The 24,878-nt window shown below is 74.1% G+C and carries 27 protein-coding genes; 16 read left to right on the top strand and 11 right to left on the bottom strand.

Going from position 1 to position 24,878, the window contains the following annotated elements:
• Window positions 1-12: 12 nt before the first annotated feature.
• Entirely contained in the window at window positions 13-1,287 is a 1,275-nt protein-coding gene (locus ACZDWJ_RS00825) for an O-acetylhomoserine aminocarboxypropyltransferase/cysteine synthase family protein (protein ID WP_463519011.1), read from the bottom strand.
• Between the two features lie 114 nt (window positions 1,288-1,401).
• On the opposite strand from ACZDWJ_RS00825, the gene ACZDWJ_RS00820 reads away from it, so the two are divergent.
• From ACZDWJ_RS00820 to ACZDWJ_RS00805, 4 genes are read left to right on the top strand one after another with little or no spacing between them, the layout of a single operon-like run.
• On the top strand, window positions 1,402-2,805 hold the full coding sequence (locus tag ACZDWJ_RS00820) for an LLM class flavin-dependent oxidoreductase (RefSeq protein WP_463519010.1): 1,404 nt from the start codon (window positions 1,402-1,404) through the stop codon (window positions 2,803-2,805).
• Window positions 2,806-2,824: 19 nt separating this feature from the next.
• Window positions 2,825-4,387: a carboxyl transferase domain-containing protein gene (locus tag ACZDWJ_RS00815; protein WP_463519009.1), complete on the top strand. Its 1,563-nt coding sequence runs from the start codon at window positions 2,825-2,827 to the stop codon at window positions 4,385-4,387.
• 14 nt (window positions 4,388-4,401) lie between these two features.
• Window positions 4,402-6,258 (top strand): acetyl/propionyl/methylcrotonyl-CoA carboxylase subunit alpha, encoded by a 1,857-nt coding sequence (locus ACZDWJ_RS00810; protein ID WP_463519008.1) that lies wholly within the window; start codon window positions 4,402-4,404, stop codon window positions 6,256-6,258.
• Window positions 6,255-7,205: a hydroxymethylglutaryl-CoA lyase gene (locus ACZDWJ_RS00805; RefSeq protein WP_463519007.1), complete on the top strand. Its 951-nt coding sequence runs from the start codon at window positions 6,255-6,257 to the stop codon at window positions 7,203-7,205. Before ACZDWJ_RS00810 ends, ACZDWJ_RS00805 begins: the two co-directional genes overlap by 4 nt.
• Before the next feature lie 67 nt (window positions 7,206-7,272).
• On the opposite strand, the gene ACZDWJ_RS00800 is transcribed toward ACZDWJ_RS00805, so the two are convergent.
• Complete coding sequence (locus tag ACZDWJ_RS00800; RefSeq protein ID WP_463519006.1) at window positions 7,273-7,959, bottom strand: EcsC family protein; 687 nt, start codon at window positions 7,957-7,959, stop codon at window positions 7,273-7,275.
• A 98-nt stretch (window positions 7,960-8,057) separates the two neighbouring features.
• Here ACZDWJ_RS00800 and aat point away from each other — a divergent pair, with 98 nt between their 5' ends.
• On the top strand, window positions 8,058-8,774 hold the full coding sequence (gene aat / locus ACZDWJ_RS00795; protein ID WP_463519005.1) for a leucyl/phenylalanyl-tRNA--protein transferase: 717 nt from the start codon (window positions 8,058-8,060) through the stop codon (window positions 8,772-8,774).
• Between the two features lie 25 nt (window positions 8,775-8,799).
• Window positions 8,800-9,306 (top strand): hypothetical protein, encoded by a 507-nt coding sequence (locus ACZDWJ_RS00790; RefSeq protein ID WP_463519004.1) that lies wholly within the window; start codon window positions 8,800-8,802, stop codon window positions 9,304-9,306.
• 73 nt (window positions 9,307-9,379) lie between these two features.
• On the opposite strand, the gene ACZDWJ_RS00785 is transcribed toward ACZDWJ_RS00790, so the two are convergent.
• Window positions 9,380-9,709: a rhodanese-like domain-containing protein gene (locus ACZDWJ_RS00785; protein WP_463519003.1), complete on the bottom strand. Its 330-nt coding sequence runs from the start codon at window positions 9,707-9,709 to the stop codon at window positions 9,380-9,382.
• A gap of 87 nt (window positions 9,710-9,796) precedes the next feature.
• On the opposite strand from ACZDWJ_RS00785, the gene ACZDWJ_RS00780 reads away from it, so the two are divergent.
• The 3 genes from ACZDWJ_RS00780 to ACZDWJ_RS00770 are packed head-to-tail and all read left to right on the top strand — an operon-like array spanning window position 9,797 to window position 11,102.
• Entirely contained in the window at window positions 9,797-10,204 is a 408-nt protein-coding gene (locus ACZDWJ_RS00780; protein WP_463519002.1) for a DUF302 domain-containing protein, read from the top strand.
• Between the two features lie 56 nt (window positions 10,205-10,260).
• Window positions 10,261-10,527, top strand: a complete 267-nt coding sequence (locus ACZDWJ_RS00775) for a metal-sensitive transcriptional regulator (protein WP_463519001.1) — start codon at window positions 10,261-10,263, stop codon at window positions 10,525-10,527.
• Window positions 10,528-10,568: 41 nt separating this feature from the next.
• Window positions 10,569-11,102 (top strand): AAA family ATPase, encoded by a 534-nt coding sequence (locus tag ACZDWJ_RS00770; protein WP_463519000.1) that lies wholly within the window; start codon window positions 10,569-10,571, stop codon window positions 11,100-11,102.
• Window positions 11,103-11,235: 133 nt separating this feature from the next.
• Here ACZDWJ_RS00770 and ACZDWJ_RS00765 read toward each other — a convergent pair whose 3' ends face one another.
• Both ACZDWJ_RS00765 and ACZDWJ_RS00760 read right to left on the bottom strand, forming a co-directional pair.
• Window positions 11,236-12,102: an Fpg/Nei family DNA glycosylase gene (locus tag ACZDWJ_RS00765; RefSeq protein ID WP_463518999.1), complete on the bottom strand. Its 867-nt coding sequence runs from the start codon at window positions 12,100-12,102 to the stop codon at window positions 11,236-11,238.
• A 21-nt stretch (window positions 12,103-12,123) separates the two neighbouring features.
• Window positions 12,124-14,439: a SulP family inorganic anion transporter gene (locus ACZDWJ_RS00760; RefSeq protein WP_463518998.1), complete on the bottom strand. Its 2,316-nt coding sequence runs from the start codon at window positions 14,437-14,439 to the stop codon at window positions 12,124-12,126.
• A 226-nt stretch (window positions 14,440-14,665) separates the two neighbouring features.
• On the opposite strand from ACZDWJ_RS00760, the gene ACZDWJ_RS00755 reads away from it, so the two are divergent.
• Both ACZDWJ_RS00755 and ACZDWJ_RS00750 read left to right on the top strand, forming a co-directional pair.
• Window positions 14,666-15,247 (top strand): ATP-binding protein, encoded by a 582-nt coding sequence (locus ACZDWJ_RS00755; RefSeq protein ID WP_463518997.1) that lies wholly within the window; start codon window positions 14,666-14,668, stop codon window positions 15,245-15,247.
• Window positions 15,248-15,895: 648 nt separating this feature from the next.
• Window positions 15,896-16,162, top strand: a complete 267-nt coding sequence (locus ACZDWJ_RS00750; protein ID WP_463518996.1) for a hypothetical protein — start codon at window positions 15,896-15,898, stop codon at window positions 16,160-16,162.
• Here the strand turns inward: ACZDWJ_RS00750 and ACZDWJ_RS00745 are convergent.
• Complete coding sequence (locus tag ACZDWJ_RS00745; protein ID WP_463518995.1) at window positions 16,159-16,689, bottom strand: GNAT family N-acetyltransferase; 531 nt, start codon at window positions 16,687-16,689, stop codon at window positions 16,159-16,161. The two genes, ACZDWJ_RS00750 and ACZDWJ_RS00745, sit on opposite strands and share 4 nt — an antisense overlap.
• A 72-nt stretch (window positions 16,690-16,761) precedes the next feature.
• On the opposite strand from ACZDWJ_RS00745, the gene ACZDWJ_RS00740 reads away from it, so the two are divergent.
• Window positions 16,762-17,553, top strand: a complete 792-nt coding sequence (locus ACZDWJ_RS00740) for a glycerophosphodiester phosphodiesterase (RefSeq protein ID WP_463518994.1) — start codon at window positions 16,762-16,764, stop codon at window positions 17,551-17,553.
• 43 nt (window positions 17,554-17,596) lie between these two features.
• Window positions 17,597-18,547, top strand: coding sequence for a DUF5926 family protein (locus ACZDWJ_RS00735; protein WP_463518993.1), 951 nt, complete (start codon window positions 17,597-17,599; stop codon window positions 18,545-18,547).
• Window positions 18,548-18,568: 21 nt separating this feature from the next.
• On the opposite strand, the gene ACZDWJ_RS00730 is transcribed toward ACZDWJ_RS00735, so the two are convergent.
• From ACZDWJ_RS00730 to ACZDWJ_RS00710, 5 genes are all read right to left on the bottom strand, one after another.
• Window positions 18,569-19,591: an adenylate/guanylate cyclase domain-containing protein gene (locus ACZDWJ_RS00730; protein WP_463518992.1), complete on the bottom strand. Its 1,023-nt coding sequence runs from the start codon at window positions 19,589-19,591 to the stop codon at window positions 18,569-18,571.
• A gap of 28 nt (window positions 19,592-19,619) precedes the next feature.
• Entirely contained in the window at window positions 19,620-19,997 is a 378-nt protein-coding gene (locus ACZDWJ_RS00725; RefSeq protein ID WP_463518991.1) for a Crp/Fnr family transcriptional regulator, read from the bottom strand.
• A gap of 139 nt (window positions 19,998-20,136) precedes the next feature.
• Entirely contained in the window at window positions 20,137-21,381 is a 1,245-nt protein-coding gene (locus ACZDWJ_RS00720; RefSeq protein ID WP_463518990.1) for an arginine deiminase, read from the bottom strand.
• A 43-nt stretch (window positions 21,382-21,424) separates the two neighbouring features.
• Window positions 21,425-22,018, bottom strand: a complete 594-nt coding sequence (locus ACZDWJ_RS00715) for a TMEM165/GDT1 family protein (protein ID WP_463518989.1) — start codon at window positions 22,016-22,018, stop codon at window positions 21,425-21,427.
• Between the two features lies 1 nt (window position 22,019).
• Window positions 22,020-22,865 (bottom strand): prephenate dehydratase, encoded by an 846-nt coding sequence (locus ACZDWJ_RS00710; RefSeq protein ID WP_463518988.1) that lies wholly within the window; start codon window positions 22,863-22,865, stop codon window positions 22,020-22,022.
• A gap of 23 nt (window positions 22,866-22,888) precedes the next feature.
• Here ACZDWJ_RS00710 and ACZDWJ_RS00705 point away from each other — a divergent pair, with 23 nt between their 5' ends.
• The 3 genes from ACZDWJ_RS00705 (at window position 22,889) to ACZDWJ_RS00695 (ending at window position 24,844) form a co-directional block, all read left to right on the top strand.
• Complete coding sequence (locus tag ACZDWJ_RS00705; protein WP_463518987.1) at window positions 22,889-23,293, top strand: DUF4446 family protein; 405 nt, start codon at window positions 22,889-22,891, stop codon at window positions 23,291-23,293.
• A gap of 575 nt (window positions 23,294-23,868) precedes the next feature.
• Window positions 23,869-24,090, top strand: a complete 222-nt coding sequence (locus tag ACZDWJ_RS00700; RefSeq protein WP_463518986.1) for a hypothetical protein — start codon at window positions 23,869-23,871, stop codon at window positions 24,088-24,090.
• Between the two features lie 31 nt (window positions 24,091-24,121).
• Complete coding sequence (locus ACZDWJ_RS00695; RefSeq protein ID WP_463518985.1) at window positions 24,122-24,844, top strand: hypothetical protein; 723 nt, start codon at window positions 24,122-24,124, stop codon at window positions 24,842-24,844.
• Window positions 24,845-24,878 lie beyond the last annotated feature (34 nt).

Raw genomic sequence — 24,878 nt, 5'->3', positions numbered from 1 at the left:
GGGGATCGGCCATCACTTGGCGGCGTTGAGCGCCTGCTCGAGGTCGCTGATGAGGTCCTCGACGTTCTCGATGCCGACCGAGAGCCGCACGAGGTCCTCCGGGACGCCCGCCTTCTCCAGCTCCTCGGCGGTGAGCTGGCTGTGGGTGGTCGTCGCGTTGTGGATGACCAGCGACTTCGCGTCGCCGATGTTGGCGAGGTGGCTGAACAGGTCGAGGGACTCCACGAACCGGCGCCCGCCGTCACGTCCGGACTTCAGGCCGAAGCTGACCAGGCCGCCGTAGCCGCGGCCGGTGTAGATGCGGTCGGCGACGTCCTTGCTCGGGTCGCCCTCCAGGCCGGGGTAGCTGACCCAGCTGACGGCGTCGTGCTGCTGGAGGTACTGCGCGATGGCCAGCGCGTTGGAGCTGTGCCGCTCGATGCGCAGGTGGAGGGTCTCCAGGCCCTGCAGGAAGAGCCAGGAGTTGAGCGGGGCGATGGCCGCGCCGGTGTTGCGCAGCAGCACGGTGCGCGCGCGGATGATGTAGGCCAGGTTGCCGACGGCCTCGGTCCACACGACGCCGTGGTAGGCGCCGTCGGGCTGGGTCAGGCCGGGGAACCGCTCGGCGTGCGCGGCCCAGTCGAAGGTGCCGGCGTCGACGATGATGCCGCCGATCGAGGTGCCGTGGCCGCCGATGTACTTGGTGGCCGAGTGCACCGACACGTCGGCGCCGTGGTCGAAGGGACGCACCAGCAGGGGCGTCGTGGAGGTGTTGTCGACGATCAGCGGCAGGCCGTGGGCGTGGGCGGCGTCGGCCCAGGCGCGCAGGTCGACGACGTTGAGCCGCGGGTTGCCGACGGACTCGGCGAAGACCAGCTTGGTGCGCTCGTCGACGGCGGCGGGGTCGTTGGGGTCGACGAAGCGCACCTCGATGCCGAACTGCGGCAGCGTGTGGGCGAACAGCGCGTAGGTGCCGCCGTAGAGGGTGGAGATCGCGACGATGTTGTCGCCGGCGTAGGTCAGGTTGAGCACGGCGTAGGTGATCGCCGCCGAGCCGGACGCCACGGCCAGGGCGCCGACGCCGCCCTCGAGCTGGGCGATGCGCTCCTCGAAGACCGACTGGGTCGGGTTCATGATCCGCGTGTAGATGTTGCCCGGCTCGGCCAGGGCGAAGAGGTTGGCGGCGTGCTCGGTGTCGTCGAAGACGTAGGACGTCGTCTGGTAGATCGGCACGGCGCGCGCGTTGGTGGCGGGGTCGGCCTGCTCCTGGCCGGCGTGGACCGCGAGCGTCTCGGGGCGGTAGGTCATGGGGTTCTCCTGGACCGGGGGTGGCGACTGGTGCTAGCAGCATAAAGTCCAGCAAGTAACGCGACAATGCTGCCGTCCATCCCTCGGCCCGCCCTTCGAACCAGGAGTCCGCTCGTGAGCCAGCCCGACCCGACCCCCGCGCCGATCCGCTTCAACGCCTTCGACATGAACTGCTCGGGCCACCAGTCGCCGGGTCTGTGGCGCCACCCCGAGGACCGCTCGCGCGACTACCGCGACCTCGACTACTGGACGGGCCTGGCCCGCACCCTCGAGCGGGGCGTCTTCGACGGCCTGTTCATCGCCGACGTGCTCGGCACCTACGACGTCTACGGCGCCGACGACCGCGCCGCCCTGCGGGCCGGCACCCAGGTGCCGGTGAACGACCCGATGCTGCTGGTCTCGGCGATGGCCCACGTCACCGAGCACCTCGGCTTCGGCATCACCGCCGGCACCGCCTACGAGCACCCGTACCCGTTCGCGCGGCGGATGTCGACGCTCGACCACCTGACCCGCGGCCGCGTCGGCTGGAACGTCGTCACCGGCTACCTGCCCTCGGCCGCGCGCAACATGGGCCACGACGACCAGCTCGAGCACGACGAGCGCTACGACCACGCCGAGGAGTACCTCGACGTCCTCTACCGGCTCTGGGAGGGCTCGTGGGAGGACGACGCCGTCGTGCTCGACGCCGAGCGCGGCGTGTTCACCGACCCCGACAAGGTGCACCCGATCGGCCACCACGGCCGCTTCTTCGACGTGCCGGGCATCCACCTGTGCGAGCCGTCGCCGCAGCGCTCGCCGGTGATCTTCCAGGCCGGCTCCTCGCCCCGCGGCGTCGCGTTCGCGGCCAAGCACGCCGAGGCGATCTTCGTCGCGCCGCCCACCAAGGAGATCCTGGCCGACACCGTCGCGCGCATCCGGGCCGCGCTGGTGGAGGCCGGGCGGGCGCCGGACTCCGCGCGGGTCTACGCCCTCATGACCGTCATCACCGACGCCACCGAGGAGGCCGCCCGCGCCAAGCACGAGGACTATCTGGCCCACGCCGACCTCGAGGGCGCGCTGGTGCTCTGCTCGGGCTGGATGGGCGTCGACCTCGCGCAGTACCGCCTCGACGAGCCGGTGGGCGCGATCCGCTCCAACGCGATCCAGTCGGCCGTCGCCGCGTTCAACCAGGCCGACCCCAAGGGCGGGGAGTGGACCGTCGGCGACATCGCCCGCTGGGCGGCGATCGGCGGTCTCGGCCCGCGCATCGTCGGCTCGGGGGAGCAGGTGGCCGACGAGCTGGAGTCGTGGGTGGCCGAGACCGGCGTCGACGGCTTCAACCTGGCCTACGCCGTGACGCCGGGCAGCTTCGAGGACGTCGTCGAGCACGTCGTCCCGGTGCTGCAGGAGCGCGGCCGCTACCCGCGCTCCTACGAGCCCGGCACGCTGCGGCGCCGCCTGCTCGGACGCGAGGACCGGCTGCCGGCCGAGCACCACGCCGCGCAGTTCCGACGCGCGGCCACTCGACCCGCTGGTTAACGATCGCTAACCTGTGGTGGTGGCCACACCGAACGCATCTGCGAGCCCGGACCTGCGGGCCCTCACCGTCGAGCTGCACGAGCGCCTCGCGCGCGTGCGCCAGGGCGGCAGCGAGTCGTCGCGACGCCGGCACGTCGAGCGCGGCAAGCTGCTCGCCCGCGACCGCATCGACCACCTGCTCGACCCCGGCAGCCCCTTTCTCGAGATCGCGCCGCTGGCCGCCTACGGCATGTACGGCGAGGACCCGTGGTCGGTGCCGAGCGCCGGCATCGTGGCCGGCATCGGGCGCGTGCAGGGCCGGCTGGTGGTGGTGGCCGCCAACGACGCCACCGTCAAGGGCGGCACCTACTACCCGATGACGGTCAAGAAGCACCTGCGCGCGCAGACCATCGCCGCCGAGAACCACCTGCCCTGCCTCTACCTCGTCGACTCCGGCGGCGCGTTCCTGCCGATGCAGGACGAGGTCTTCCCCGACCGCGAGCACTTCGGCCGGATCTTCTTCAACCAGGCGAACATGAGCGCCCGCGGCATCCCGCAGATCGCCAGCGTCATGGGCTCGTGCACCGCCGGCGGCGCCTACGTGCCGGCCATGAGCGACGAGACCGTCATCGTCCGCGGCCAGGGCACGATCTTCCTCGGCGGCCCGCCGCTGGTGAAGGCCGCCACCGGCGAGGTCGTCACCGCCGAGGAGCTCGGCGGCGGCGACGTCCACGCCCGCACCTCCGGCGTCGTCGACCACCTCGCCGAGGACGACGACCACGCGCTGGCCATCGTCCGCGGCATCGTCGACACCCTGCGTCCCGACCCCGCTCCGGCCTGGGAGGTGCGCGCGCCCGAGGAGCCCGAGCTCGACCCCGCCACGCTCCTCGACGTCGTTCCCGCCGACACCCGCACGCCCTACGACGTGCGCGAGGTCATCCGCCGCGTCGTCGACGGCTCGCGGTTCAGCGAGTTCAAGCAGCTCTACGGCGAGACGCTGGTGTGCGGCTTCGCGCACGTCTGGGGCCACCCCGTGGGCATCGTCGCCAACAACGGCATCCTCTTCAGCGAGTCGGCCCTCAAGGGCGCCCACTTCGTCGAGCTGTGCAACCAGCGCGGCATCCCGCTGCTGTTCCTGCAGAACATCTCCGGCTTCATGGTCGGCCGCGAGTACGAGAACCGCGGCATCGCCCGCGACGGCGCCAAGCTCGTCACCGCCGTCGCGTGCTCGGTGGTGCCGAAGCTGACGATCGTCATCGGCGGCTCCTTCGGCGCCGGCAACTACGGCATGTGCGGCCGCGCCTACGACCCCCGCTTCCTGTGGATGTGGCCCAACGCGCGCATCTCGGTGATGGGCGGCGAGCAGGCCGCCACCGTGCTGGCCACCGTCGCCGGCCGCGACCAGGACGCGGACGTCGACGAGTTCAAGGCGCCGATCCGCGCCCAGTACGAGGAGCAGGGCTCGCCCTACTACGCCACCGCCCGCCTGTGGGACGACGGCGTCATCGACCCCGTCGACACCCGTCGCGTCGTCGGCATGGCCCTCGAGACCGTCAGCCGCGCACCCGTGGCCGACCCCTCCTACGGCGTCTTCCGCATGTGATGGGAGCCCTCCAGATGAAGACCCTCCTGATCGCCAACCGCGGCGAGATCGCGCTCCGCGTCATGCGCACCGCCGCCCGTCTGGGCCTCGAGACCGTCGCGATCCACACCGACCTCGACGCCGACGCGCCGCACGTGCGCGAGGCCGACCGGGCCGAGCGCGTCGAGAGCTACCTCGACGTCGACGCCGTCGTGGCCGCCGCCGTCGCCGCGGGCGCCGACGCCGTGCACCCCGGCTACGGCTTCCTCTCCGAGCGCGCCCCGTTCGCCGCGGCCGTCACCGCCGCCGGACTGGCCTTCGTCGGCCCCTCGGCGCAGGTCATCGAGCAGATGGGCCGCAAGGACGCCGCCCGCGAGATCGCCGAGGCCGCCGGCGTGCCCGTGGTGCCGCGGGGCGACGCCACCGACGGCGAGACCCCCACGGCGTACCCCGTGCTCGTCAAGGCCGCGGCCGGTGGCGGCGGCAAGGGCATGCGCATCGTCCGGTCCGCCGCGGAGTTCCCCGAGGCCGTCGTCGCGGCGCGTCGCGAGGCCGAGCGGGCCTTCGGCGACGGCACCCTGCTGGTCGAGAAGTACGTCGAGCGCGGCCGCCACATCGAGGTCCAGGTGCTCGCCGACGCCCACGGCGGCGTCGTGCACCTCGGCGAGCGCGACTGCTCCAGCCAGCGCCGTCACCAGAAGGTGCTCGAGGAGGCGCCCGCGCCCGACCTCGACCCGGCCGTCCGCGCGCTGGTGTGCGAGGCGAGCGTCGCGCTGGCCCGGCAGGTCGGCTACGTCAACGCCGGCACCGTGGAGTTCCTCCTCGACGTCGACTCCGGCGAGGCCTACTTCCTGGAGATGAACACCCGCCTGCAGGTGGAGCACCCCGTCACCGAGCTCGTCACGCGGGTCGCGGGCGCGCCGCTCGACCTCGTCGAGCAGCAGCTGCGGGTGGCCGCCGGCGAGCCGCTGACCTTCGCCCAGGACGACGTCAGGGTCGTCGGGCACGCCATCGAGGCGCGGGTCTACGCCGAGGACGCCTACGCCGGGTTCCTGCCGCAGGCCGGCACCGCCACCCATGTGGTGTGGCCCGCGCACGTGCGCGTCGACCACGCGCTGGAGTCCGGCCAGGTCGTCAGCACCGCCTACGACCCCATGCTCGGCAAGGTGATCGCCTACGGCGAGGACCGCGACGAGGCGCGCGAGGAGCTCGTCGAGGCGCTCGGCGCCACCGCGATCCTCGGGCTGACCACCAACGTCGGCTACCTGCGGGCGCTCGCCGACACCCCCGAGTTCACGGCGGGCGCCCTCGACACCGCCTGGCTCGACCATCACGCCCTGCCCGCGCCGGACGACGCCGCCGCGCGCCGCATCGTCGGGATCGTGCTCGCCGAGGAGCTCGCCGCGGCCCCGCGCGGTCCCTGGCAGCCCGACCGGTTCCGCTCCGCCGGCGGCTCCCCGGCGCTGGTCGAGCACGGCCGCGAGGTCTCCTCCTCCGGCTGGACCACGGGCGTGAGCCGCCGCGGGGGGCTCCTGCACGTCGCGACCTTCGAGGACGGCCCGGCGTTCGTGCTGCGCTCGCCGCACCGCACCGAGGTCGTCGTCGGCGGCCAGCGGTTCGTCCTCGACGCCCGTGACACCTCCTGGACCGGCGTCAGCGCCGGCGACGGCACCCTCACCGCCCCGATGCCCGGCACCGTGCTCGACGTGCGCGTCCAGCCCGGCGCGAGCGTGGCCGAGGGCGACGTGCTCGGCGTCGTCGAGGCGATGAAGATGGAGCTCGCGCTCACCGCGCCGTTCGCCGGCACGGTCGGGTCGGTCGATGCCGTCGTCGGGGCCCAGGTGGCGCTCGGGGCGCCGCTGTTCACGGTGACGCCCGAGGCCGGGGCATGAGCGGCGCCGCCGACGTGGGCCTGCCGATGCGGATGCCCGCGCCCGGGCTGCCCGAGCGCGTCACGATCTACGAGGTCGGCCCGCGCGACGGCCTGCAGAACGAGCAGGCGATCGTGCCGCTGGCGGTGAAGGCCGAGCTGATCACGCGGCTCCTCGACGCCGGGCTGCCGATCGTCGAGGCCACCAGCTTCGTCCACCCGCGCTGGGTGCCGCAGCTCGCCGACGCCGCCGACCTCCTCGCGCTGCTCGGCGAGACCCTCGGGGAGCGGGTGCGCGAGCTGCCCGTCCTGGTGCCCAACGAGAAGGGCCTCGACCGCGCCCTCGCGCTCGGCCAGCGGCACGTCGCCGTCTTCGGCTCGGCCACCGAGACCTTCGCCCAGCGCAACCTCAACTGCTCCTTCGACGCCCAGTTCGCGATGTTCGAGCCGGTCGTCCGCCGCTCCCTCGACGCCGGCCTCGACGTCCGCGCCTACCTCTCGATGTGCTTCGGCGACCCGTGGGAGGGCGGCGTCGCGCTCGAGCGGGTCGTCGAGGCCGGCGTGCGGCTCCTCGACCTCGGCGCCCACCAGCTCAGCCTCGGCGACACCATCGGCGTCGCCACCGCCGGCCACGTCACCGCGCTCGTCGAGGCCTTCGCCGCCGCGGGCGTCGGCGTCGCGCGCCTCGCGCTGCACTTCCACGACACCTACGGCCAGGCGCTCTCCAACGTCCAGGCCGGCCTGCGCGCCGGCGTCACCACCTTCGACGCCTCCGCCGGCGGCCTCGGCGGCTGCCCCTACGCGCAGAGCGCCACCGGGAACCTCGCCACCGAGGACCTCGTGTGGATGCTCGACGGCCTCGGCATCGAGCACGGCGTCGACCTCGCCTCCCTCGCCGCCACCAGCGCCTGGCTGGCCGGCCACCTCGGTCGCCCCTCGCCGTCCGCGGCGGCCCGCGCGCTGGCGTGAGATCGGCACGTTTCATCGGTCAGCCGATGAAGCTGGCCGACCCGCCGGGACGAGCCTCGCGCCGCGCTCAGACCTGCGGCAGCACCCGCTCGGCGTAGCGGCCGAGCTTCCAGGTGGCGTAGCCGTCGGCGCCCATGCCGACGACGCCGCCGACGACGGGCACGCGGCGTCCGACGGTGACGGCCAGCCGCTTGCCGGCGACGCGGGTGAGGAGGTCCTGGGCCACCTGGCCGGTGATGGTGCGGTCGAGGGTGGGGTCGGCGAAGGAGGCCGTCGCGAGCCCGGCCGGGCCGGCGGGCAGCACCTTGTCCTTGACGAGCCGGTCGACGGTGTCCTCGCCCATGAGCACGGTGAGGACGGCGTTGCGCACCCGCGGGTCGGAGAGGTCGTGGCCGCGCAGGTGGGCGATGGCCGCGACCATGCGGCACTGGATGAGCGCGAGGCCCGTGAGGTTGGCCGGCACGGTGACCGCGGCGCTGACGACGCCGCCGATGTTGGTGAGGAACCCCTGGCCGCCCGCGTAGCGCACGTGGTTCTCGATGACCTCGTGGATGGCGCGCTTCACGTCGCCGTCCTGCTCGCGCAGCTGGGTCTCGGCGGCCTTGGCCGCCGGCGGCAGCGGACCGACGCCGACGATCGCGCGGTGCAGGGCCTCGCGCACGAACGTCGAGGTGGCGCCCGGGGCGAGGTCGGTGACCTTCGGGGCCAGCCGGCGGGCGGCGGCGCCGGCGATGGTCTTGCGGCGGGGGCTCATGGGGGTCGCTCCTGCGAGGCTCGGCGGACGGACACCTCGATCGTACGGAGCGCGGGCCCCCGGATCCCGGAGTCGGCCCGGTGCCCTACGTTCGGGGGATGGGCATCGAGCCGGAGCCGACGACGTGGGTCTTCCCCACGCCCGACCGCTTCGACCCCGAGGACGACCTCGTCGCGATGGGCGCCGATCTCGAGCCGGGGACGGTGCTGGCCGCCTACCGCCGCGGCCTGTTCCCGATGCCCGCCGACCCGCCGTGGGGCGTCCGGCGTCGGGTGGCGGCGGTGGGCTGGTGGTCGCCGGTGCGTCGCGGCGTCCTGCCGCTGGACGGTCTGCGGGTCTCGCGCTCGCTGCGTCGCTCGCTGCGCGACTACGACATCCGCATCGACACCGCCTTCGACGCCGTCCTCGAGGGCTGCGCCGATCCCTCGCGCGACGGCTCCTGGATCGACGACGACGTCGTGCGCGCCTACCGCCGTCTGCACGACCTCGGCTGGGCGCACTCGGTCGAGGCCTGGCACGACGGCGAGCTCGCCGGCGGGCTCTACGGCCTGGCGATCGGCGGCCTCTTCGCGGGGGAGTCGATGTTCCACCGGCGGCGCGACGCCTCCAAGGCCGCGCTCGTGGGGTTGGTCGAGGCGCTGCGCGACGAGCACGCCGAGGCTCGCGTGCTCGACGTCCAGTGGCGCACCGACCACCTCGCCTCGCTCGGCGTCGTCGAGGTCGACCGCGCCACGTACCTCACACGCCTCTCTCAGGCTCTTGACCTACCGTTGCCGAGTCCGTTCGCCGCGCGCGGCGAGCCGGACGCTCGATGACCTCGATCCCGAAGGGGAGCCACGCATGACCCGCCGTCCCACCCTCGCCCTCGCCACCGGAGCCCTGCTGCTCGCCGGCGCGCTCTCCGCCTGCGGGGGCGGTGGCGACCAGGCCGACGCCTCCAGCACGCCCTCGGCCGACTCCTCGGCGACGACCGGTGCGGCGCCGTCGGCCGCGGCCTCCGCGTCCGGCTCGGCCAAGGCCACCACCGCGGACGCGCAGAAGTTCTGCGACGCCTACGCCACGATCGTGAAGTCCGGCGCCGAGGACCTCCCGGCGCAGAAGAAGGCGATCGCCACGCTGGCCAAGGTCGGCACGCCGTCGAGCATGGACGCCGACGCCAAGAGCGGCTACGACCTCATGGTCAAGGCGATCTCCGACTCCAAGACCAGCGCCGAGCTCGAGAAGCTCGGCAAGTCGCTGAGCGAGGAGCAGACCCTCAAGCTCTTCGCCTTCTCGCAGTACCTCACCACCACCTGCGCCGACCAGCTCGGCGTCGCGTCGCCGTCCGCGTCCCCGTCGGCGAACTGACGCGGGGCTCGTCACGGGGCTGCTCGCAGGCCTCCCCGTACGGGCTCCCCGCACGGCCTCCGGGGCCCGTGGGTCACACGACCCGCGGGCCCTCGCCGTTCTCGCTGACCATCGGGCGTCCGGCCTCGGCCCAGTCGAGCATGCCGCCCTCGAGGTTGACGGCGTCGTGCCCGAGGCCGGTGAGGTAGGCCGTCGCCTGGGCGGAGCGCCCGCCGATCTTGCAGACCACGAGCACCTGACCGTCGGGCACCTCCCCGACGCGCTCGACGAGCTCGCCGAGCGGCACGTGGAGCGCTCCCTCGATGTGCCCGTGCGCCCATTCCAGCGGCTCGCGCACGTCGAGGACGGTGAGGCCGTCGGGGAGAGGCTGGGGGACCTGGTCGACCGAGACGGTGGGGATCACGTCGGTCAGTCTTCCCGCGGTCGCGCCCGCCATGCCTGACGGCCGCGAGGACTCGCATAACCCCCCAGGGGGTTGTACGATGATCCCATGGAGACGACCTACACCCTGAGCCGCACCGTCGCGCGTCCCTACGCCGAGCTCGTCGACGCCGTCCGCGCCGGCCTGGTCGAGCAGGGCTTCGGCGTCATCACCGAGATCGACCTCGCCGCCACCCTCCGCGCCAAGCTCGGCGTCGAGGTGCCGCCCCAGATCATCCTCGGCGCCTGCCGTCCGCAGCTGGCCTACGAGGCGCTCCAGGCCGACCCGTCGGTGGCCGCGATGCTGCCGTGCAACGTCGTGGTCCGCAGCGTCGACGACGGGTCCTGCGTCGTCGAGGCCTTCGACCCTGACACGATGACCGCCATGACCGGTCGGTCCGACGGCGGTGGCGCGCTCGCCACGGTCGCCGCCGACGCCCGGACGCGCCTGCTGGGCCTGCTCGACGCCCTCGCCTGAGCCGCCCGACCTGCCCGACCTCGCACGCCACCCCGCACCTGCACCGGAGGACACCCATGGAGCTCCCCGCCGACGACCTCAAGCCCGTCATCACCCGCATGAAGCGCGCCCACGGGCACCTCGCCTCCGTCATCCGGATGCTCGAGGAGGGCGCGGACTGCGAGGACGCCCTCACCCAGCTCGCCGCCGTCAACAAGGCCATCGCGCGCAGCGGCTACGCCCTCGTCGCCACTGGCCTCCAGCAGTGCCTGGCCGCCTCCGAGGACGGCCTCGACGGCGTCGACGTGAAGAAGATGGAGAAGCTCTTCCTCTCGCTGGCCTGAGCCGCGGCGCTCGTCGGTCGCTCGCCCGGCAGACTGGGCCCATGGAGCGCTCTCGGGTCCACGTCGTCGGCGCGAGCGGCTCGGGCACCTCGACGCTCGGCCGCGCACTGGCCGACCACTGGTCGGTGCCCTTCGCCGACGCCGACGACTACTTCTGGCTCCCCACCTCCCCGCCGTACTCGACCAAGCGGCCGGAGGCCGAGCGCGTCGCGCTGATGCGCCAGGTGTTCGTCCCCCGCGAGGCGTGGGTGCTCGCCGGCGCGATGTCGGGCTGGGGCGAGGAGGTCGTCGCCGAGTGCGACGCCGTCGTCTTCCTGACGCTGGACCCCGACGAGCGGATGCGCCGCCTTGAGGACCGCGAGGTGCGTCGTCGCGAGGGCCAGCGTCCCGACCCCGAGGCGTGGGCCGCGTTCCTCGACTGGGCCCGCGGCTACGACGACCCCGGCTTCGACGGCCGCAGCCGCCGGCGTCATGAGGAGTGGCTCGCCGGGCTGCGTCAGCCCGTGCTGCGCCTCGACGCGGCGGCGCCTGTCGCCGAGCTGCGCGACGCCGTCCTCGCCTGGACGCCCGCCTGAGCGACCTCCTCCTCGTCCCCAGGCTGTGGACCACCACGCGATTGGTCAGGGGAAGTTGGGCGTCAGGGCCCCCAAGTTTCCCTGACCAACGAGAAGTTCCCCGGTCAGCCGGGGAACTTCTCAGAACTCGCCCCTACTTCAGCAGCCGACTCATCCGACGATCAGCCAGCGGCTTCCCGCCGGTCTGGCAGGTGGCGCAGTACTGCAGGCTGGAGTCGGCGAAGGACACCTCGCGGACGAGGTCGCCGCACACGGGGCAGGCCTGGCCGGTGCGGCCGTGGACGGCGAGGTTCGACTTCTTCTCGCCCTTGAGCTCGCTGGCGGCCAGGCCGCGGGAGCGGTCGACGGCGGCGCCGAGGGTCTCGCGCAGGGCGTCGTAGAGGGTGGCGAGCTCGGCCTCGGAGAGGGAGTCGGCGGGCTTGAACGGCGACATGCGGGCGGCGTGGAGGATCTCGTCGGAGTAGGCGTTGCCGATGCCGGCGATGGTGCCCTGGTGCCGCAGGACGCCCTTGAGCTGCTTGCGGCCCTCGGCGGCGAGGATGCCGGCGAGCCGGTCGCGGGTGAAGTCGTCGGTGAGCGGGTCGGGGCCGAGCGAGGCGATGCCGGGCACGTCCTGAGGGTCGCGGACGACGTAGGCGGCCAGGCTCTTGCGGGTGCCGGCCTCGGTGACGTCGAGGCCGGAGCCGTCGTCGAGCACGACGCGCAGGGCGAGGGTCGACTTCGAGCTGGGCTTGGGCGGGATCGTCGGCACCTCCTCGCGCCACCGCACCCAGCCGGCGCGCGCCAGGTGCAGGACGAGGTGGACGCCGGAGGCCTCGAGGTCGAGGAACTTCCCGTGCCGGCCGACGCCGTCGACCAGCGCCCCCTCCAGCGCGGAGGGGGGCGGGTCGACGGTCTTGAGGGCGCTGAACGCGGCGAAGTGCAGCTTGGCGATCGCGCGTCCGGAGAGCCGGCCGGTGAGGTCCTGGGCCAGCGCCTCCACCTCGGGCAGCTCGGGCACACGCCCACTGTAGTGAGCCGGTCAGTGCGCGTGGCTCACCTCGGGGAGGTGCGCCAGCGCGGCGAGCTCGGCGTCGGCGAGCGGGACGAACCGCTCGCCGTCGAGCAGGTGCAGGCTGCCGTCGTCGACGCGGAAGAACAGCCCGACGAGCTCGACGTCGCGGTTGCCGAGGGTGCCGCGCAGCCGCTCGAGGGTGATGGCGACGTTGACCTGCGCCAGCTGGTCGGCCTCGGAGAGCCCGGCCTCGGCGGCGGCGACGCCGACGGGGTGGCCGGTGCCCCAGGCGGTGCGGGCCTCCTCGGCGTGGGTCAGCCACGCCTCGATGGGGCCTTCGGGCGCGCCGCCGGCGACGGCCGCGGCCATCGCGCCGCAGCCGGAGTGGCCGCACACGACGACGGTGCCGATGCCGAGGGAGTCGACGCCGAAGAGCAGCGGCGCGGACACCGAGCCATCGTCGTCGGGGCCGGGCGCGGGCGTCAGGTTGCCCATGGTGCGCACGGTGAACAGGTCGCCGGGGCCGCTGCTGGTCATGACGTTGGGCACCAGGCGGCTGTCGACGCAGCAGAGGAACAGGGTCCTGGGCGACTGCCCGCCGGCGAGCTCGTCGTAGACCGGCTGCAGGGTCGAGGACGTGCGCCGGTGGTACTCGCGGACGCCGACGGCCAGCGGGTGCGCCGGGGTCGGGACGCCGAGCTCGGCGCCGCCGTTCTGCCAGCGGCCCCAGGGCAGCAGCGCGCGGGCGGAGAGCGGCTCGGCCTTGCGCGGCCGGTCGGCGGCGGCGTCCTCGCCGTCGGGGCCGGAGTGCTCGACGATCGCCTGGCCGCCGCGTGCGGTGTAGCGGTCGGCCCAGTCCTGCACCTGGTCGCGTCCCGAGGGGTCGAGGTAGTCCACGAGCAGGTCGATCTCGACGACCTGGCCCTCGGGGATCGCCGCGAGCCGCGGCACGATGATCGGAGTGGCGAGGAACGACAGGCTGCCGCGCACCTCGGCCACCCACAGCTGGCGGCCGTCGGCCGCGTCGCCGGTGCGGCGCACGTCGACGTGCACGCGGGTGACGCGCCACAGGGTGAGCGCGAGCGCGCCGAGCAGGCCGAGCAGGACGCCCTCGATGAGGTTGAGGGCGAGCACGCCGCCGATCGTCAGCACCCAGATCCACAGCTCGCCGCGGCTGCGGGCCTGGCGGATGTCGGCGGGCTTGACGAGGTTGACGCCCATCACGATGAGCAGGCCGGCCAGCGCGGCCAGCGGGATCTGCTCGACGAGGCCGACGAGCACGAGGGCGAAGATCAGCACCCAGACGCCGTGCAGGATCGCCGAGGCCCGGGTGCGGGCGCCGGCCGCGACGTTGGCCGAGGAGCGCACGATGACGCCGGTGACGGGCAGGCCGCCGAGCGCGCCGGAGGCGGTGTTGGCGACGCCCTGGCCGATGAGCTCGCGATCGAGACGGGCGCGGGGGCCGTCGTGGAGGCGGTCGATGGCCACCGCGGAGAGCAGCGACTCCACCGAGGCGATGAGCGCCATCGTCAGCACGGCGCCGGCGATGGCCAGCGGGGTGCCCTCGGGCAGCGCGACGCTGCCGATCTCGGCGAGGAGGTCGCCGCCGAGGTCGACGCGCGTGGCGCCGGGCAGCCAGGCGGCGGCCAGGACGGTGATGGAGACGACCGCGACGAGCTGGCCCGGCACCACCCGCATCCGCTTCGGCAGCCGCGGCCAGGCCAGCAGGATCGCGATGACGCCGAGCGCGGCGAGCACGGCGTGCGGCTCGGCGCGCGTCAGCGCCGAGCCGATGCCCTGGATGTTCTCCCAGGCCGAGGGCTGCGACCCGGAGCCGAGGGCGACGTTGAGCTGGCCGAGCACGATCGAGACGCCGATGCCGGCGAGCATCGCCGTCACGACGGTGGGGCTGATGGCCAGGGCGTAGCGGCCCAGGCGGGTGGCGCCGAGCAGCAGCTGGACCAGGCCGGCCGCCGCGGTGATGGCGCAGGTCGCCTCCCAGCCGAACTCCGCGACGGTCTCGGCCACCACGACGGTGAGGCCGGCCGCCGGACCGCTCACCTGCAGCGGCGCCCCGCGGAGCGCACCGGCGAGGATGCCGCCGACCGCGGCGGCGATGAGGCCGGCGGTGACGGGGGCGTCGGAGGCCACCGCGATGCCCAGCGAGAGCGGGATCGCGACGAGGAAGACGACGAGGGACGCCGGCACGTCGAACCGGGCGTCGTGACGGACCCAGCCCTGCAGCCGGGCGGCCGGCGAGGGACGGGAGGTGCGGTCGGGAGCGGACGGATCGCCGCTCCCCGAGGGCCCGGGCGCAGGCGCGGGCGGCTGGTCGAGGATCACCGAGATCTCCTTCGAAGAGGGGGGTCCATCCACCGTAGGCAGACCGATCCGGCCGCCTGTCCGGCCTGTGGGATCGATCATCATTCCCGCGACGAGCGGTCGCACCCGGCCGACGAGCGGTCGATCGGCAGGGTCGAGCGGTCGCCCCCGAGCCCCGATCGGGTCGTCGATGCCCTTCTCTGCGTGTCTCTAGGGAATCGACTAGACATCCCGATAGCGTCCGATCATGGACCCGATCCGCAACCCGTACGCCCCCGGCGCGGGCCAGCGTCCGCCCGAGCTCGCCGGTCGCGACGAGGAGCTCGCGGCCTTCGACGTCGTGCTCGAGCGCGTCGCCCGCGGACGCCCGGAGCGCTCCCTGGTGCTCACCGGCCTGCGCGGGGTCGGCAAGACGGTGCTCCTCAACGCGCTGCGCTCCGCAGCGGTGCGTCGCTCGTGGGGCACCGGCAAGCTCGAGGCGCGGCCCGAGCAGGGCCTGCGCCGCCCGCTGGCCGGGGCGCTGCACCAGGCGCGGGGTCGCACACCCCGAGGCCGAGCAGGCCGAGCACGTGCTCGGCGTCCTGCGCTCCTTCGCCGAGCGCGACGCCGGCCCGTCCGCGCGGCTCAAGGAGCGCTGGAGCGTCGGCATCGACGCCCCCGCGGTGCGCGGCCGCGCCGACTCCGGCGACATCGAGATCGACCTCGTCGAGCTGCTCTCCGACGTCGGGGGCCTGGCCGCCGACGTCGGCCGCGGGGTGGCGGTCTTCGTCGACGAGATGCAGGACCTCGGCCCCGCCGACGTCTCCGCCCTGTGCGCGGCCTGCCATGAGCTGAGCCAGAGCGGCCTGCCGGTCATCGTCGTCGGCGCGGGCCTGCCGCACCTGCCGGCCGTGCTCTCGGCGAGCAAGTCCTACTCCGAGCGGCTCTTCTCCTACCGCCGCATCGACCGGCTCTCCCGCGAGGCCGGCGACCGCGCGCTGGCCAGCCCCGCCGCGGAGGAGGACGCCGCCTTCACCGACGACGCGCTCGCCGCGATGCACGAGGTCACCGGCGGCTACCCCTACTTCATCCAGGCCTACGGCAAGGCGGTCTGGGACCTCGCGCCCCGCTCGCCCATCACCGCCGACGACGTCGCCGTCGCGGTGCCCGAGGCCCAGCGCGAGCTCGCGGTCGGCTTCTTCGGCTCCCGGTACGAGCGCGCGACGCCGGCCGAGCGCGACTACCTGCGGGCGATGGCCGACGCCGCCGCCGAGCTCGGCAGCGACCCCGTGGGCGCCGTCGCCACCGCCGACGTCGCCGCGGTGCTCGGGAAGAAGCCGCAGTCGCTCTCCCCGGCGCGCGACGCCCTGCTCAAGAAGGGCCTGATCTACTCCGGCGAGCGCGGTCGGATCGCCTTCACGGTGCCCCACTTCGGGCGCTATCTTCGCGAGCACGCCGACTGACGCGCGTCGGATCGGCGCGACCCTCGGGAGGGACCATGGACGACCAGGCGGCCACGCTGCGCCACCTGCAGGCCTCGGAGGAGGCGACCGTGCGGGTCGCCGGCAGCGCGGTGCGCGCGATCGGCGTCGCGCTGATGGTCCTCGCGGCGCCGCTGATCCTGTTCGCGGCGGTAGCTCTGCTCTCGGAGTCCGGCGTGGCCGGTGGCGGACTCGCGCTCGCGGCCGCGATCGGCCTGATCCTGGGCGGCTGGTGGCTCCTCCTGGCCGGCAGCGACCTCGCGAAGGGCAACCGGCCGATCTAGGAGTCGGCGGGGATGTCGGCGGGGGAGTCGGCGGGGGAGAGGTCCCGCGTCAGGAACACGCTGAGCGGGTCCTCGACGTAGCGCCCGAACGGGGCGGTGTCGACGAACCCGTGCCGGCGGTAGAGCGCCCGCGCCGGCTCGAAGAACGCCATCGCGCCGGTCTCGAGGGAGACCCGCCGCACGCCCCGCGCGCGGGCGTCGTCGAGCGCGAGCCGCAGCAGGGCCGACGCGACGCCGCGTCCTCGCATCGCCGGCTCGGTGCGCATGCTCTTGAGCTCCTCGTGGGCGGGCTGGCCCGGCTCCACCGGAGCCAGGGCCACGGTGCCCACGAGCGGTCCGCCGTCCGCCAGGTGGGCCGCCCACAGCCGGATGCCGGGCGCGCGCAGCCCGTCCAGGTCGAGCGCGTGCCTGCTCTCGGGCGGAGCGGTGGGCTCCATGTCGTCGAGGTGGGCCTGCAGGAAGGCCGCGAGCGCGGGGTCGTCGAGGTCGGCGGGAGCCAGGACGAGATCGGTCGCCGGACGGGTCACGGGGTCAGCATCACAGGCCCGGCCTCGCGGGTCGCGAGGACGCGCACGGCCGCGTGCGGCCACAATGGCGCCATGCGGCCGCAGGTCCTCGCCCATCGCGGCGCGAGTCACGATCACGCCGAGCACACGCTGGGCGCGTACGTCGCCGCCCTCGAGGCGGGCGCCGAGGGCCTGGAGTGCGACGTCCGGCTCACCGCCGACGGCCACCTCGTCTGCGTGCACGACCGCGACCTGCGGCGCATCGCCAGCAACCGCGGCGTCGTCTCGACGATGGACCTCGCCGAGCTCGCCGAGCTCGACTTCGCCGCGTGGAAGCACCCCTGGGCCGACCTCGACGACGAGCGGCCCGACCGCGACGAGACCCTCGACACCGTCCTCACGCTGCGCAAGCTCTGCGAGGTCGTCGCCGACTACGACCGTCGCGTCGAGATCGCCATCGAGACCAAGCACCCCACCCGCTACGGCGGCCTGGTCGAGCGCCGCGTCGTCGACCTGCTCGAGGACTTCGGCTGGACCAGCCCCGGCTCGCCGGCCCGCGTCATGAGCTTCTCCTACACCGCGCTGCAGCGGGTGGAGCGGATCGCGCCGGACGTCCCGCTGGTGATGCTCATGGAGCACGCGCGCTCCTGGCCGATGCTCAGCCGCGTCGTCGGCCGCTCGTGGATCATCGGGCCCGGCATCTCGCTGCTGCGCGAGCACCCACGCACCGCGGAGCGGATCGTGCGCGCGGGCCACGACGTGCACGTCTGGACCGTGAACACCCCCGAGGACCTCGCCCTGTGCCAGGAGCTCGGGGTCCGGGCGGTCATCAGCGACCGCCCCGCCTACGTCCTCGGACTGCTCGAGGCCCAGGCCGACGCCTAGGGCCGTCCTCCTCCCCGCGCACCGGTCCACTAGGGTCCGGGGCATGGCGAAGAAGTCCCGAGTCAAGGCCCGCGAGTCCGCACCCGCCCCCGGCGAGGTCGGTCCCCGTCAGCCCTGCCCCTGCGGCTCGGGACGCCGCTACAAGGCCTGCCACGGCGCCCCCGGCGGGGCCGTCCCGGTGTTCGTGAGCCGCCCCTTCGAGGGCCTGCCCGGTGAGTGCGACGTCGTCGCGCTGCGCGAGCTGGTGCCCGCGGCCACCGCCACCCTCACCCTGGCCGACGGCGTCGCGCCCGAGCGCGAGGACCGCTCGATCCTGCTGGCCTCCCTGCTGCCCGGCGCCGCCCCGGCCCTGGTGCGCGAGTCCGGCGCGATCTGGCTCGGCCTGCAGGTGCAGCACCACTTCGGCGACCCCTCCCGCGACCTCGGCGCCGTCCTCGAGCGCGCGCTCGCCTCCGAGCCGGGCATCGTCGGCCTCACCAGCGCCCCCGGCGAGGGCCCGCGCCTGCAGGACCTCGTCGTCACCGACGCCCCGCTCGAGGTCACCGTCCACGAGGGCTTCCAGTACTGGATCGCCGACCTCGAGGAGAGCGCCGAGCTCGCCGCCGCCCTCGAGCAGGCCGACGACGCCGCCTACCCGACCGCCCGCCTCACCAGCATCGAGGCCGGCTACTGGACCAACGTGGGCACCAAGGAGCACCTGCGCTGGGTGCTGCCCCAGCCCGAGGACGCCGTCCTCGACGCCCTCGCCCGCCTGCACGCCGCCGGCCGCGACACCCTCGTGCCCGACGGCCGCCTCGTCGGCATGTTCCGCGCGCACGGCCTGCTGACGCCGGTGTGGGACCTGCCGCTCGGCACCGGGCCCGAGGCCATCGAGGAGCCCGCCGCCGCCTTCGCCGAGGCGCTGGCCGAGGCCCTCGCCGCCGAGGAGCCGCTGACCTCCGAGGAGCGCTCGGCGCGCAGCGGCCTGGCCAACCGCCAGGTCACGATCCGCTGACCCTGCTGATCCCTCGGGGGGTCAGAGGGCTCGACGCACCACCCACGGCTCGAGCCGTGAGTAGCCCTTGACCGACACCCGCGGCACCCGCCGGAACCGGTAGGCGGTGGTGGGCGGGTCGGCGTCGTCGTCGTCGTCCTGCTCCGAGGGCCGACGCGGGTCGAGCTGCTCGTGGGCGACGGCGTCGAGCAGCACGGTGCCCGGCCGGGCCACCGACGTCAGCCGGGCCGCGATGTTCACGGTGGGTCCGAAGACGTCGCCGAGCCGGGGGACGACGTCGCCCCAGGCCAGGCCCGCTCGCACCGCGGGGAAGGGATCGTCCTCGTCCTCGCCGCGCGAGGTCATCTCCAGCGCGATCTCGACGGCCGCGACGAGGTCGTCGGCGACGTAGAGCACCTCGTCGCCGATGGTCTTGATGACGCGACCGCCGTGGTCGAGCACCAGCCCGGACGCGGTGTCCTCGAAGCCCTCGATCCAGTCGACGAGGTCGGTGTCGTCGAGCGCCTTGCTGCGCGAGGTGAACCCGACGATGTCGACGAACCCGACCGCGAGCCGCTGCGTGGCGGCGGCGGGGTCGTCGGCGGCCAGCAGCCGGTTGCCGGCGCTCGCCAGGTGACGACGCCAGGCGTAGGACTGCAGCTCCTCGACGCGGGGCACCACCTCGGCGGTGAGCAGGGCCAGCTGCTCGGCGGGGTTGGCGCCCGGCACCTGCCCGGCCACCCGGGCCAGCAGGGTGGTCTGCCACTCGGCGAGCCGCGCGAAGGCCCGGCCCCAGGTGCGCACCAGCGCCGCCTGGGAGTCCTCGCCGAGGATGCCGAGCGCCATCAGCTCATGGGCCAGCCGCAGCGCGTCGACGTCGGCGTCGGTGAACGCGACGTCGTCGTCCTCGGCGTGCGGGAAGCCGAGCTGGCGCCACAGCTCGGTGGTGGCCTCCAGCGGCATGCCGGCGGCCTCCGCGACCTGGGCGCGCGTCAGGTGGGGCCGCTGTCCGAGCAGCAGCTCCTCGACGGCGTCCGCGGCACCCGCGGACGGCTCCTGGGTCACCACGACCCCTTCCAGGACGGGTGCCGCGTCAGCCGTTCTCGGCGAAGCGCTCGGCGGCGACGGCCTCGAGGGCCTCCTGGAAGCGGGGCATCTCGACGCTGAGCTTCTTGATGGCCTCGTCGGTGAAGTGGATCAGCTCCAGCGGCGTCAGCGCGACGATGCTCGCGGTGCGCAGCGAGCGGCGCACCAGCGCGGCCTCGCCCATGATGTCGCCCTCGCCGAGCTGGGCGATCTCCTCGCCGTGGTGGCGCACCGAGACGGTGCCGGAGAGGATGACGTAGGCCTTGTCGGCCGGGGTGCTCTCCCAGATGGGCGACCAGCCCTCGGGCAGGGTCACCCGCGTTCCGGCCGCGCTGATCTTGGCGATCTCGGCGGGGGTGAACATGCTGAAGAACGAGTCGGCCATGCCAACGCCTTTCGAGGGGCTTGCGGGAAGGGTGGGGCTGCGCGGAGTCTCGCCGTTGCGGACCCCGCTGTAAAGCATCCCCGCCGCTGGGTGGACGGGCGTGCACCGACCGGGTGGTCGGCGGGTGGTCGGCGGATGGTCAGGAGCCGGGCAGCGGGTCGCGCTCGACGGGGCAGCTCATGCATCGCGGGCCGCCGCGACCCGAGCCGAGCTCGCTGCCGGCGATGCGGACGACCTCGATGCCGGCGGCCTCGAGGCGGTCGTTGGTGCCGTCGTTGCGCTCGTAGGCCACCGCGACCTTCGGCGCCAGGGCGAGGGTGTTGTTGCCGTCGTCCCACTGCTCGCGCTCGGCGGTGACGGGGTCCAGTCCGGTGTCGATGCGGCGCAGGGCGTCGATGCCCATCGCCTCGGCGGCCGCCTCCAGGAACGGCCGCGCCGGGGCGACCTCGAGCACGAGGTCGGGGTCGCCGGGGGCGGAGGCCAGGGTGACCGCGTGGGCCACCAGGGTGTCGGCGACGTTGGGGTACATGACGATCTGGTCGACGTCGACGAGCGTGGCGATGGTGTCGAGGTGCATCGTCGCGCGCTCCTGGGCGATCGGCACCGCGAGCACCGTGTGCGCCAGGCTCGCGTGGAAGACCTGCCGGGCGAACCGCTCGACGCCGGCGGGCGTCGTCCGCTCGCCCACGCCGACGGCGATGACGCCCGGCGCGAGCAGCAGGACGTCGCCGCCCTCGACGTGCTCGGACTGCCAGCCGTGGATGCGGCGGGTGCCCGCGAAGCGCGGGTGCTCGGTGTAGATCAGCTCGGTGAGCTGGGTCTCGCGCGCCCGGGCCGGCATCGCCAGCGACGTGACGGCGACGCGGTCGCGCACCCACACGCTGGAGTCGCGCGTGAAGAGCAGGTTCGGCAGGGGGTCGATGAGGAAGTCGTGCGGGTCGAGCAGCGAGGTGACCAGGCCGTGGCCCCCGCGCACCTCGTCGTTGCGGATGCCGGTGGTGAGGTGGGCGGTGAGCTCCTCGGGGGTCGCGTCGGCGAGGAACCGGGCGAGGTAGGCGCGCAGGGTGTCGCCGAGGTGCAGGCCGGCCAGCGAGGTCGTGATGGCCCGCAGCCGCGCCTGCTCCGAGGCGAGGGTCTCGGTGAGCAGCTCGGTCAGGTAGAGCACCTCGACGTCGTGGTCGCGCAGGGCCTGCGCGAAGGCGTCGTGCTCGTCCTGGGCCCGCGCGACCCAGGGCAGGCCGTCGAAGAGCAGCCGGTCGTTGTTGCGCGGCGTCAGGCGCTTCAGCTCGTCGCCGGGCCGGTGCAGCATGACGGTGCGCAGCCGGCCGACCTCGCTGTCGGCGTAGTGGGTGCGGGGCTGCTGCGCGCTGGTCTGCTCGGCCATGGGCTGAGCCTAGGGGTGGCTCCTCGCGCGTGTCAGCGAGGCCTCAGGCGGTCAGCTCGACGAGGGTCACCAGGCCCAGGACGAGGCACACCGCCGAGCCGCCGTACATCAGCCGGTGCAGCGGCACCTTGGCCGAGAGCCAGCGGCCGGCGATGACCGCCAGCCCGCTCACGGTCAGCAGCGCCGCGAGCGCGCCGACGAACACCGACACCGGCGCCTCGTACCGCGCCACCAGCGCGATCGTGAGCAGCTGGGAGAGGTCGCCCCACTCGGCGGCGAAGAGCACCAGGAACGAGGCGAGGATCGCCTTGAGGCCGTGGGCCTCCTGCGCCTTGGCCGCGAGCTCCTCGCCCTCGTCGTCGTCCTGCGCGGAGCGCGCCTCGCGCAGCAGCAGCACGGCGCCGATGAGGAACATCGCGGCCGCGACGCCCTTCACGACCTCGTCTGGCAGGAAGGACGCGGCGTGGCCGAGCAGCACCGCCACGGTGGTCTGCACCGCGAAGGCCAGCCCGACGCCGATCCACACCAGGATCGGGCGGTAGCGGGTGGAGAGCACCAGCGTCGCGAGGAAGGTCTTGTCGGGCAGCTCGACGACGAAGATCGCGCCGAAGGTGAGCGCCAGGGCGGCGAGGTCCACGTCAGCTCCTGGCTCGGAACGGGTCGGCGGGGTAGACGCCGAGGATCTTCACCTCGGTGGTGAAGAACGACAGCTCCTCCAGGGCGCGGCGCAGGCCGGGCTCCTCGGGGTGGCCGTCGACCTCGGCGAGGAACTGGGTGGCGGTGAACTGGCCGCCGACCATGTAGCTCTCCAGCTTGGTCATGTTGACGCCGTTGGTGGCGAAGCCGCCGAGCGCCTTGTAGAGCGCGGCGGGCAGGTTGCGCACGTTGAAGATGAACGAGGTGACCACCGGGCCGTCGCCCACCGGCGCCTCGCGCAGCTCGGGGGAGAGGACGACGAACCGCGTCGTGTTGTGGTCCTCGTCCTCGACGTCCTCGGCCAGCACGTCGAGCCCGTAGATCGACGCCGCCAGAGGCGGCGAGATCGCGGCCTGGGTGAGGTCCTTCGCCTCGGCGACCTCGCGGGCCGCGCCGGCGGTGTCGCCGGAGATGATCGGCGTCAGCCCGTGCTCGCGGATCACCTTGCGGCACTGCCCCAGCGCGTGCACGTGGCTGTGCACGGTGCGGATGCCGGCCAGCGTCGCTCCCGGCGGCGCCATCAGGTGGAAGCGGATGCGCAGGAAGTGCTCGGCGACGATGTGCAGCGAGGAGCGCGGCAGGAAGTGGTGGATGTCGGCCACCCGGCCCGCGAGGCTGTTGTCGATGGGGATCATCGCCAGCTCCGCGTCGCCGGACTCCACCGCCGCGAAGACGTCCTCGAAGGACGCGCAGGGCACCGCCTCCCAGTCGGGGTACTGCTCCTGGCACACGATGTGGGAGTTGGCCCCCGGCTCGCCCTGGTAGGCGATGCGTCGCTGATCCGGCACCCGCGCAGTCTAGGTTGAACGCCGTGGTGGTCCTGGTCGTGCTCACGCTGGTGGTGGCCCTCGTCGCGCTCGGGGTCGGGGTGCTCGCGCTGCGCGGCGCCCGTCCCGCGCCGCCCCAGGTCGGCGGCGACGCGCTGCCCGAGGACGTCCTGGGCCTGCGGCAGGAGGTCGCGGCGCTGCGCGCCGAGGCCCGCGACGCCCTGCGCCACCTCGCGGTCGTCCGCTACGACGCGTTCGGCGACATGGGCGGCCACCTCTCCTGGAGCCTCGCGCTGCTCGACGACGGCGGCAACGGCGTCGTCCTCACCTCCATCCACGGCCGCTCCGACGCCCGCAGCTACGCCAAGAGCGTCGTCGGCTGGCGCTGCGAGCAGCAGCTCTCCCCCGAGGAGGAGGAGGCGATCTCCGCGGCCCGTCCGGCCCGGTAGTCGCAACTTCTCGCGCTCCTGCGCGTCTCCCTGGGCAGACGCGGCCGACCCGGCCGCCCGGACCTCGGGAGACCCCCCTTGAACGCTCGACGCACCCCCCGCTCGCACGCCCTGACCCGTCGCGTCGCCCTCGCCGGCGCCCTCACCGCGTCCCTCGGCTCGCTCGTCGCCGGCGGTGTCGTCGGCGCCGCCGAGGCCCAGCCGGCCGCGTCCTCGGCGCACGTCGCCAAGCCCGTTCCGGGCCATCCCCCCACGCTGCCGTCGGGGCGCTACAGCGAGCCGATGATCCGTCCCGGCGCCTCCTTCGGCGTGCCGGGCACCGGGATCCTGGTCTCCCTCGACAAGGTGCACGGACGCTACGTCCTGAAGGAGGCACCGCCAAGGTCGTCTTCAGCGCCGGGGAGGACGACGTCCGCGCGATCAAGCAGACCCTCCCCCAGGGTCGTGCCGGTCGTGCCATCCTCATCGCCCGGGAGGGCGGCGACTACACGGAGTGGATCGCCTACGTCCGCCGCGGGGCCCGCCTGGTCGAGGCCCCGCCGCGCTACGGCAGCGCCCCCGGCAGCGGCTTCGACGTGAGAAGCCACCCGTACCGCTCGTGGTTCGGCTCCCAGGGGGAGGGCCTGTTCACCCGGCGCTACTCCGGCTACGGCGCGGCCGACGGCACGGCCGACCGCTACCGCGTCGTGCAGTGGCGCCTGACCGCCGCTGACCAGCCGCACCTGGTGCCGACCGTCCTCGGCGGCTGGTGCTTCGACAGCACCACGGGCGCGAACCGCGCCGTCGCCTGCCGCTGAGCCGCGTCCCGCCTCCCGAAGGAGACCCCTCATGAACGCGCTCACCGCACGACCTGCTCGCCCTCTCGCCCTCGCGGGCGCCCTCGCCGTGTCGCTCGGCTCCCTGGGCTCGCTCGTCGCCGGTGGCGTCGGGCCCGCCGAGGCCCGGCCGTCCTCGTCCGCGCACCAGGCGAGGCCCGTCTCGGGCGACCCGTCGACGCTGCCCCCTGGCAGAGAGCTCGACCGGATGGCGCATCCGGGCGGCTCCTTCGGAGTGCCCGGCACCGGCATCGTGGTGTCGCTCGACCGTGTGCACGGCCGCTACGTGCTCAAGGAGCGGACGCCGACCGGGACGGCCCGCGTCGTCCTCAAGGCGCCCGGCGAGAGCGTCGAGGCCTTCAAGCAGACGGTCCCCCAGGGCGCTGCCGGTCGGGCGATCGTGCTCACGCAGGAGGGCGGCGACTCCACCCGGTGGACGGTCTACGTCCGGCGGGGCAGCCGCCTCGTGGAGGCCGAGCCCCTCTACGGCGGGGGCCCCGGCAGCGGCTGGGACGCCTCCTACCGCGCCTTCCGCTCCTGGATCGGGGTCGGGGGCGAGGGGCTCTACACCCGCCGCGCACCCCATGCGAGCAGCACGCCGGAGAGCTCCGCTGATCGCAACCGCGTCGTCGAGTGGCGCGTCACGAGGGCCGCGAAGCCCCACCTGGTGCCGCGCGTCCTCGGCGAGTGGTGCTTCGCCGTCCGCTCCGCCGACCGGCCGGTCGCCTGCCGCTGACGAGCACCGCCCGCCTCGGCGCTGCGTCGCCGGA

Source organism: Nocardioides sp. B129/18 (genome assembly GCF_055282735.1).
This window is presented reverse-complemented; position numbering and strand designations above follow the sequence as displayed.

Bases quoted from the DNA above. Each gene is read 5' to 3' on its own strand.
- ACZDWJ_RS00725 (WP_463518991.1), bottom strand. From the start codon at position 19,997: ATGGCCGACTCGTTCTTCAGCATGTTCACCCCCGCCGAGATCGCCAAG.
- ACZDWJ_RS00805 (WP_463519007.1), top strand. From the start codon at position 6,255: ATGAGCGGCGCCGCCGACGTGGGCCTGCCGATGCGGATGCCCGCGCCC.
- ACZDWJ_RS00750 (WP_463518996.1), top strand. From the start codon at position 15,896: ATGGACGACCAGGCGGCCACGCTGCGCCACCTGCAGGCCTCGGAGGAG.
- ACZDWJ_RS00790 (WP_463519004.1), top strand. From the start codon at position 8,800: ATGACCCGCCGTCCCACCCTCGCCCTCGCCACCGGAGCCCTGCTGCTC.
- ACZDWJ_RS00780 (WP_463519002.1), top strand. From the start codon at position 9,797: ATGGAGACGACCTACACCCTGAGCCGCACCGTCGCGCGTCCCTACGCC.
- ACZDWJ_RS00735 (WP_463518993.1), top strand. From the start codon at position 17,597: ATGGCGAAGAAGTCCCGAGTCAAGGCCCGCGAGTCCGCACCCGCCCCC.
- ACZDWJ_RS00770 (WP_463519000.1), top strand. From the start codon at position 10,569: ATGGAGCGCTCTCGGGTCCACGTCGTCGGCGCGAGCGGCTCGGGCACC.
- ACZDWJ_RS00720 (WP_463518990.1), bottom strand. From the start codon at position 21,381: ATGGCCGAGCAGACCAGCGCGCAGCAGCCCCGCACCCACTACGCCGAC.
- ACZDWJ_RS00800 (WP_463519006.1), bottom strand. From the start codon at position 7,959: ATGAGCCCCCGCCGCAAGACCATCGCCGGCGCCGCCGCCCGCCGGCTG.
- aat (WP_463519005.1), top strand. From the start codon at position 8,058: ATGGGCATCGAGCCGGAGCCGACGACGTGGGTCTTCCCCACGCCCGAC.
- ACZDWJ_RS00740 (WP_463518994.1), top strand. From the start codon at position 16,762: ATGCGGCCGCAGGTCCTCGCCCATCGCGGCGCGAGTCACGATCACGCC.
- ACZDWJ_RS00755 (WP_463518997.1), top strand. From the start codon at position 14,666: ATGGACCCGATCCGCAACCCGTACGCCCCCGGCGCGGGCCAGCGTCCG.
- ACZDWJ_RS00810 (WP_463519008.1), top strand. From the start codon at position 4,402: ATGAAGACCCTCCTGATCGCCAACCGCGGCGAGATCGCGCTCCGCGTC.
- ACZDWJ_RS00775 (WP_463519001.1), top strand. From the start codon at position 10,261: ATGGAGCTCCCCGCCGACGACCTCAAGCCCGTCATCACCCGCATGAAG.
- ACZDWJ_RS00695 (WP_463518985.1), top strand. From the start codon at position 24,122: ATGAACGCGCTCACCGCACGACCTGCTCGCCCTCTCGCCCTCGCGGGC.
- ACZDWJ_RS00825 (WP_463519011.1), bottom strand. From the start codon at position 1,287: ATGACCTACCGCCCCGAGACGCTCGCGGTCCACGCCGGCCAGGAGCAG.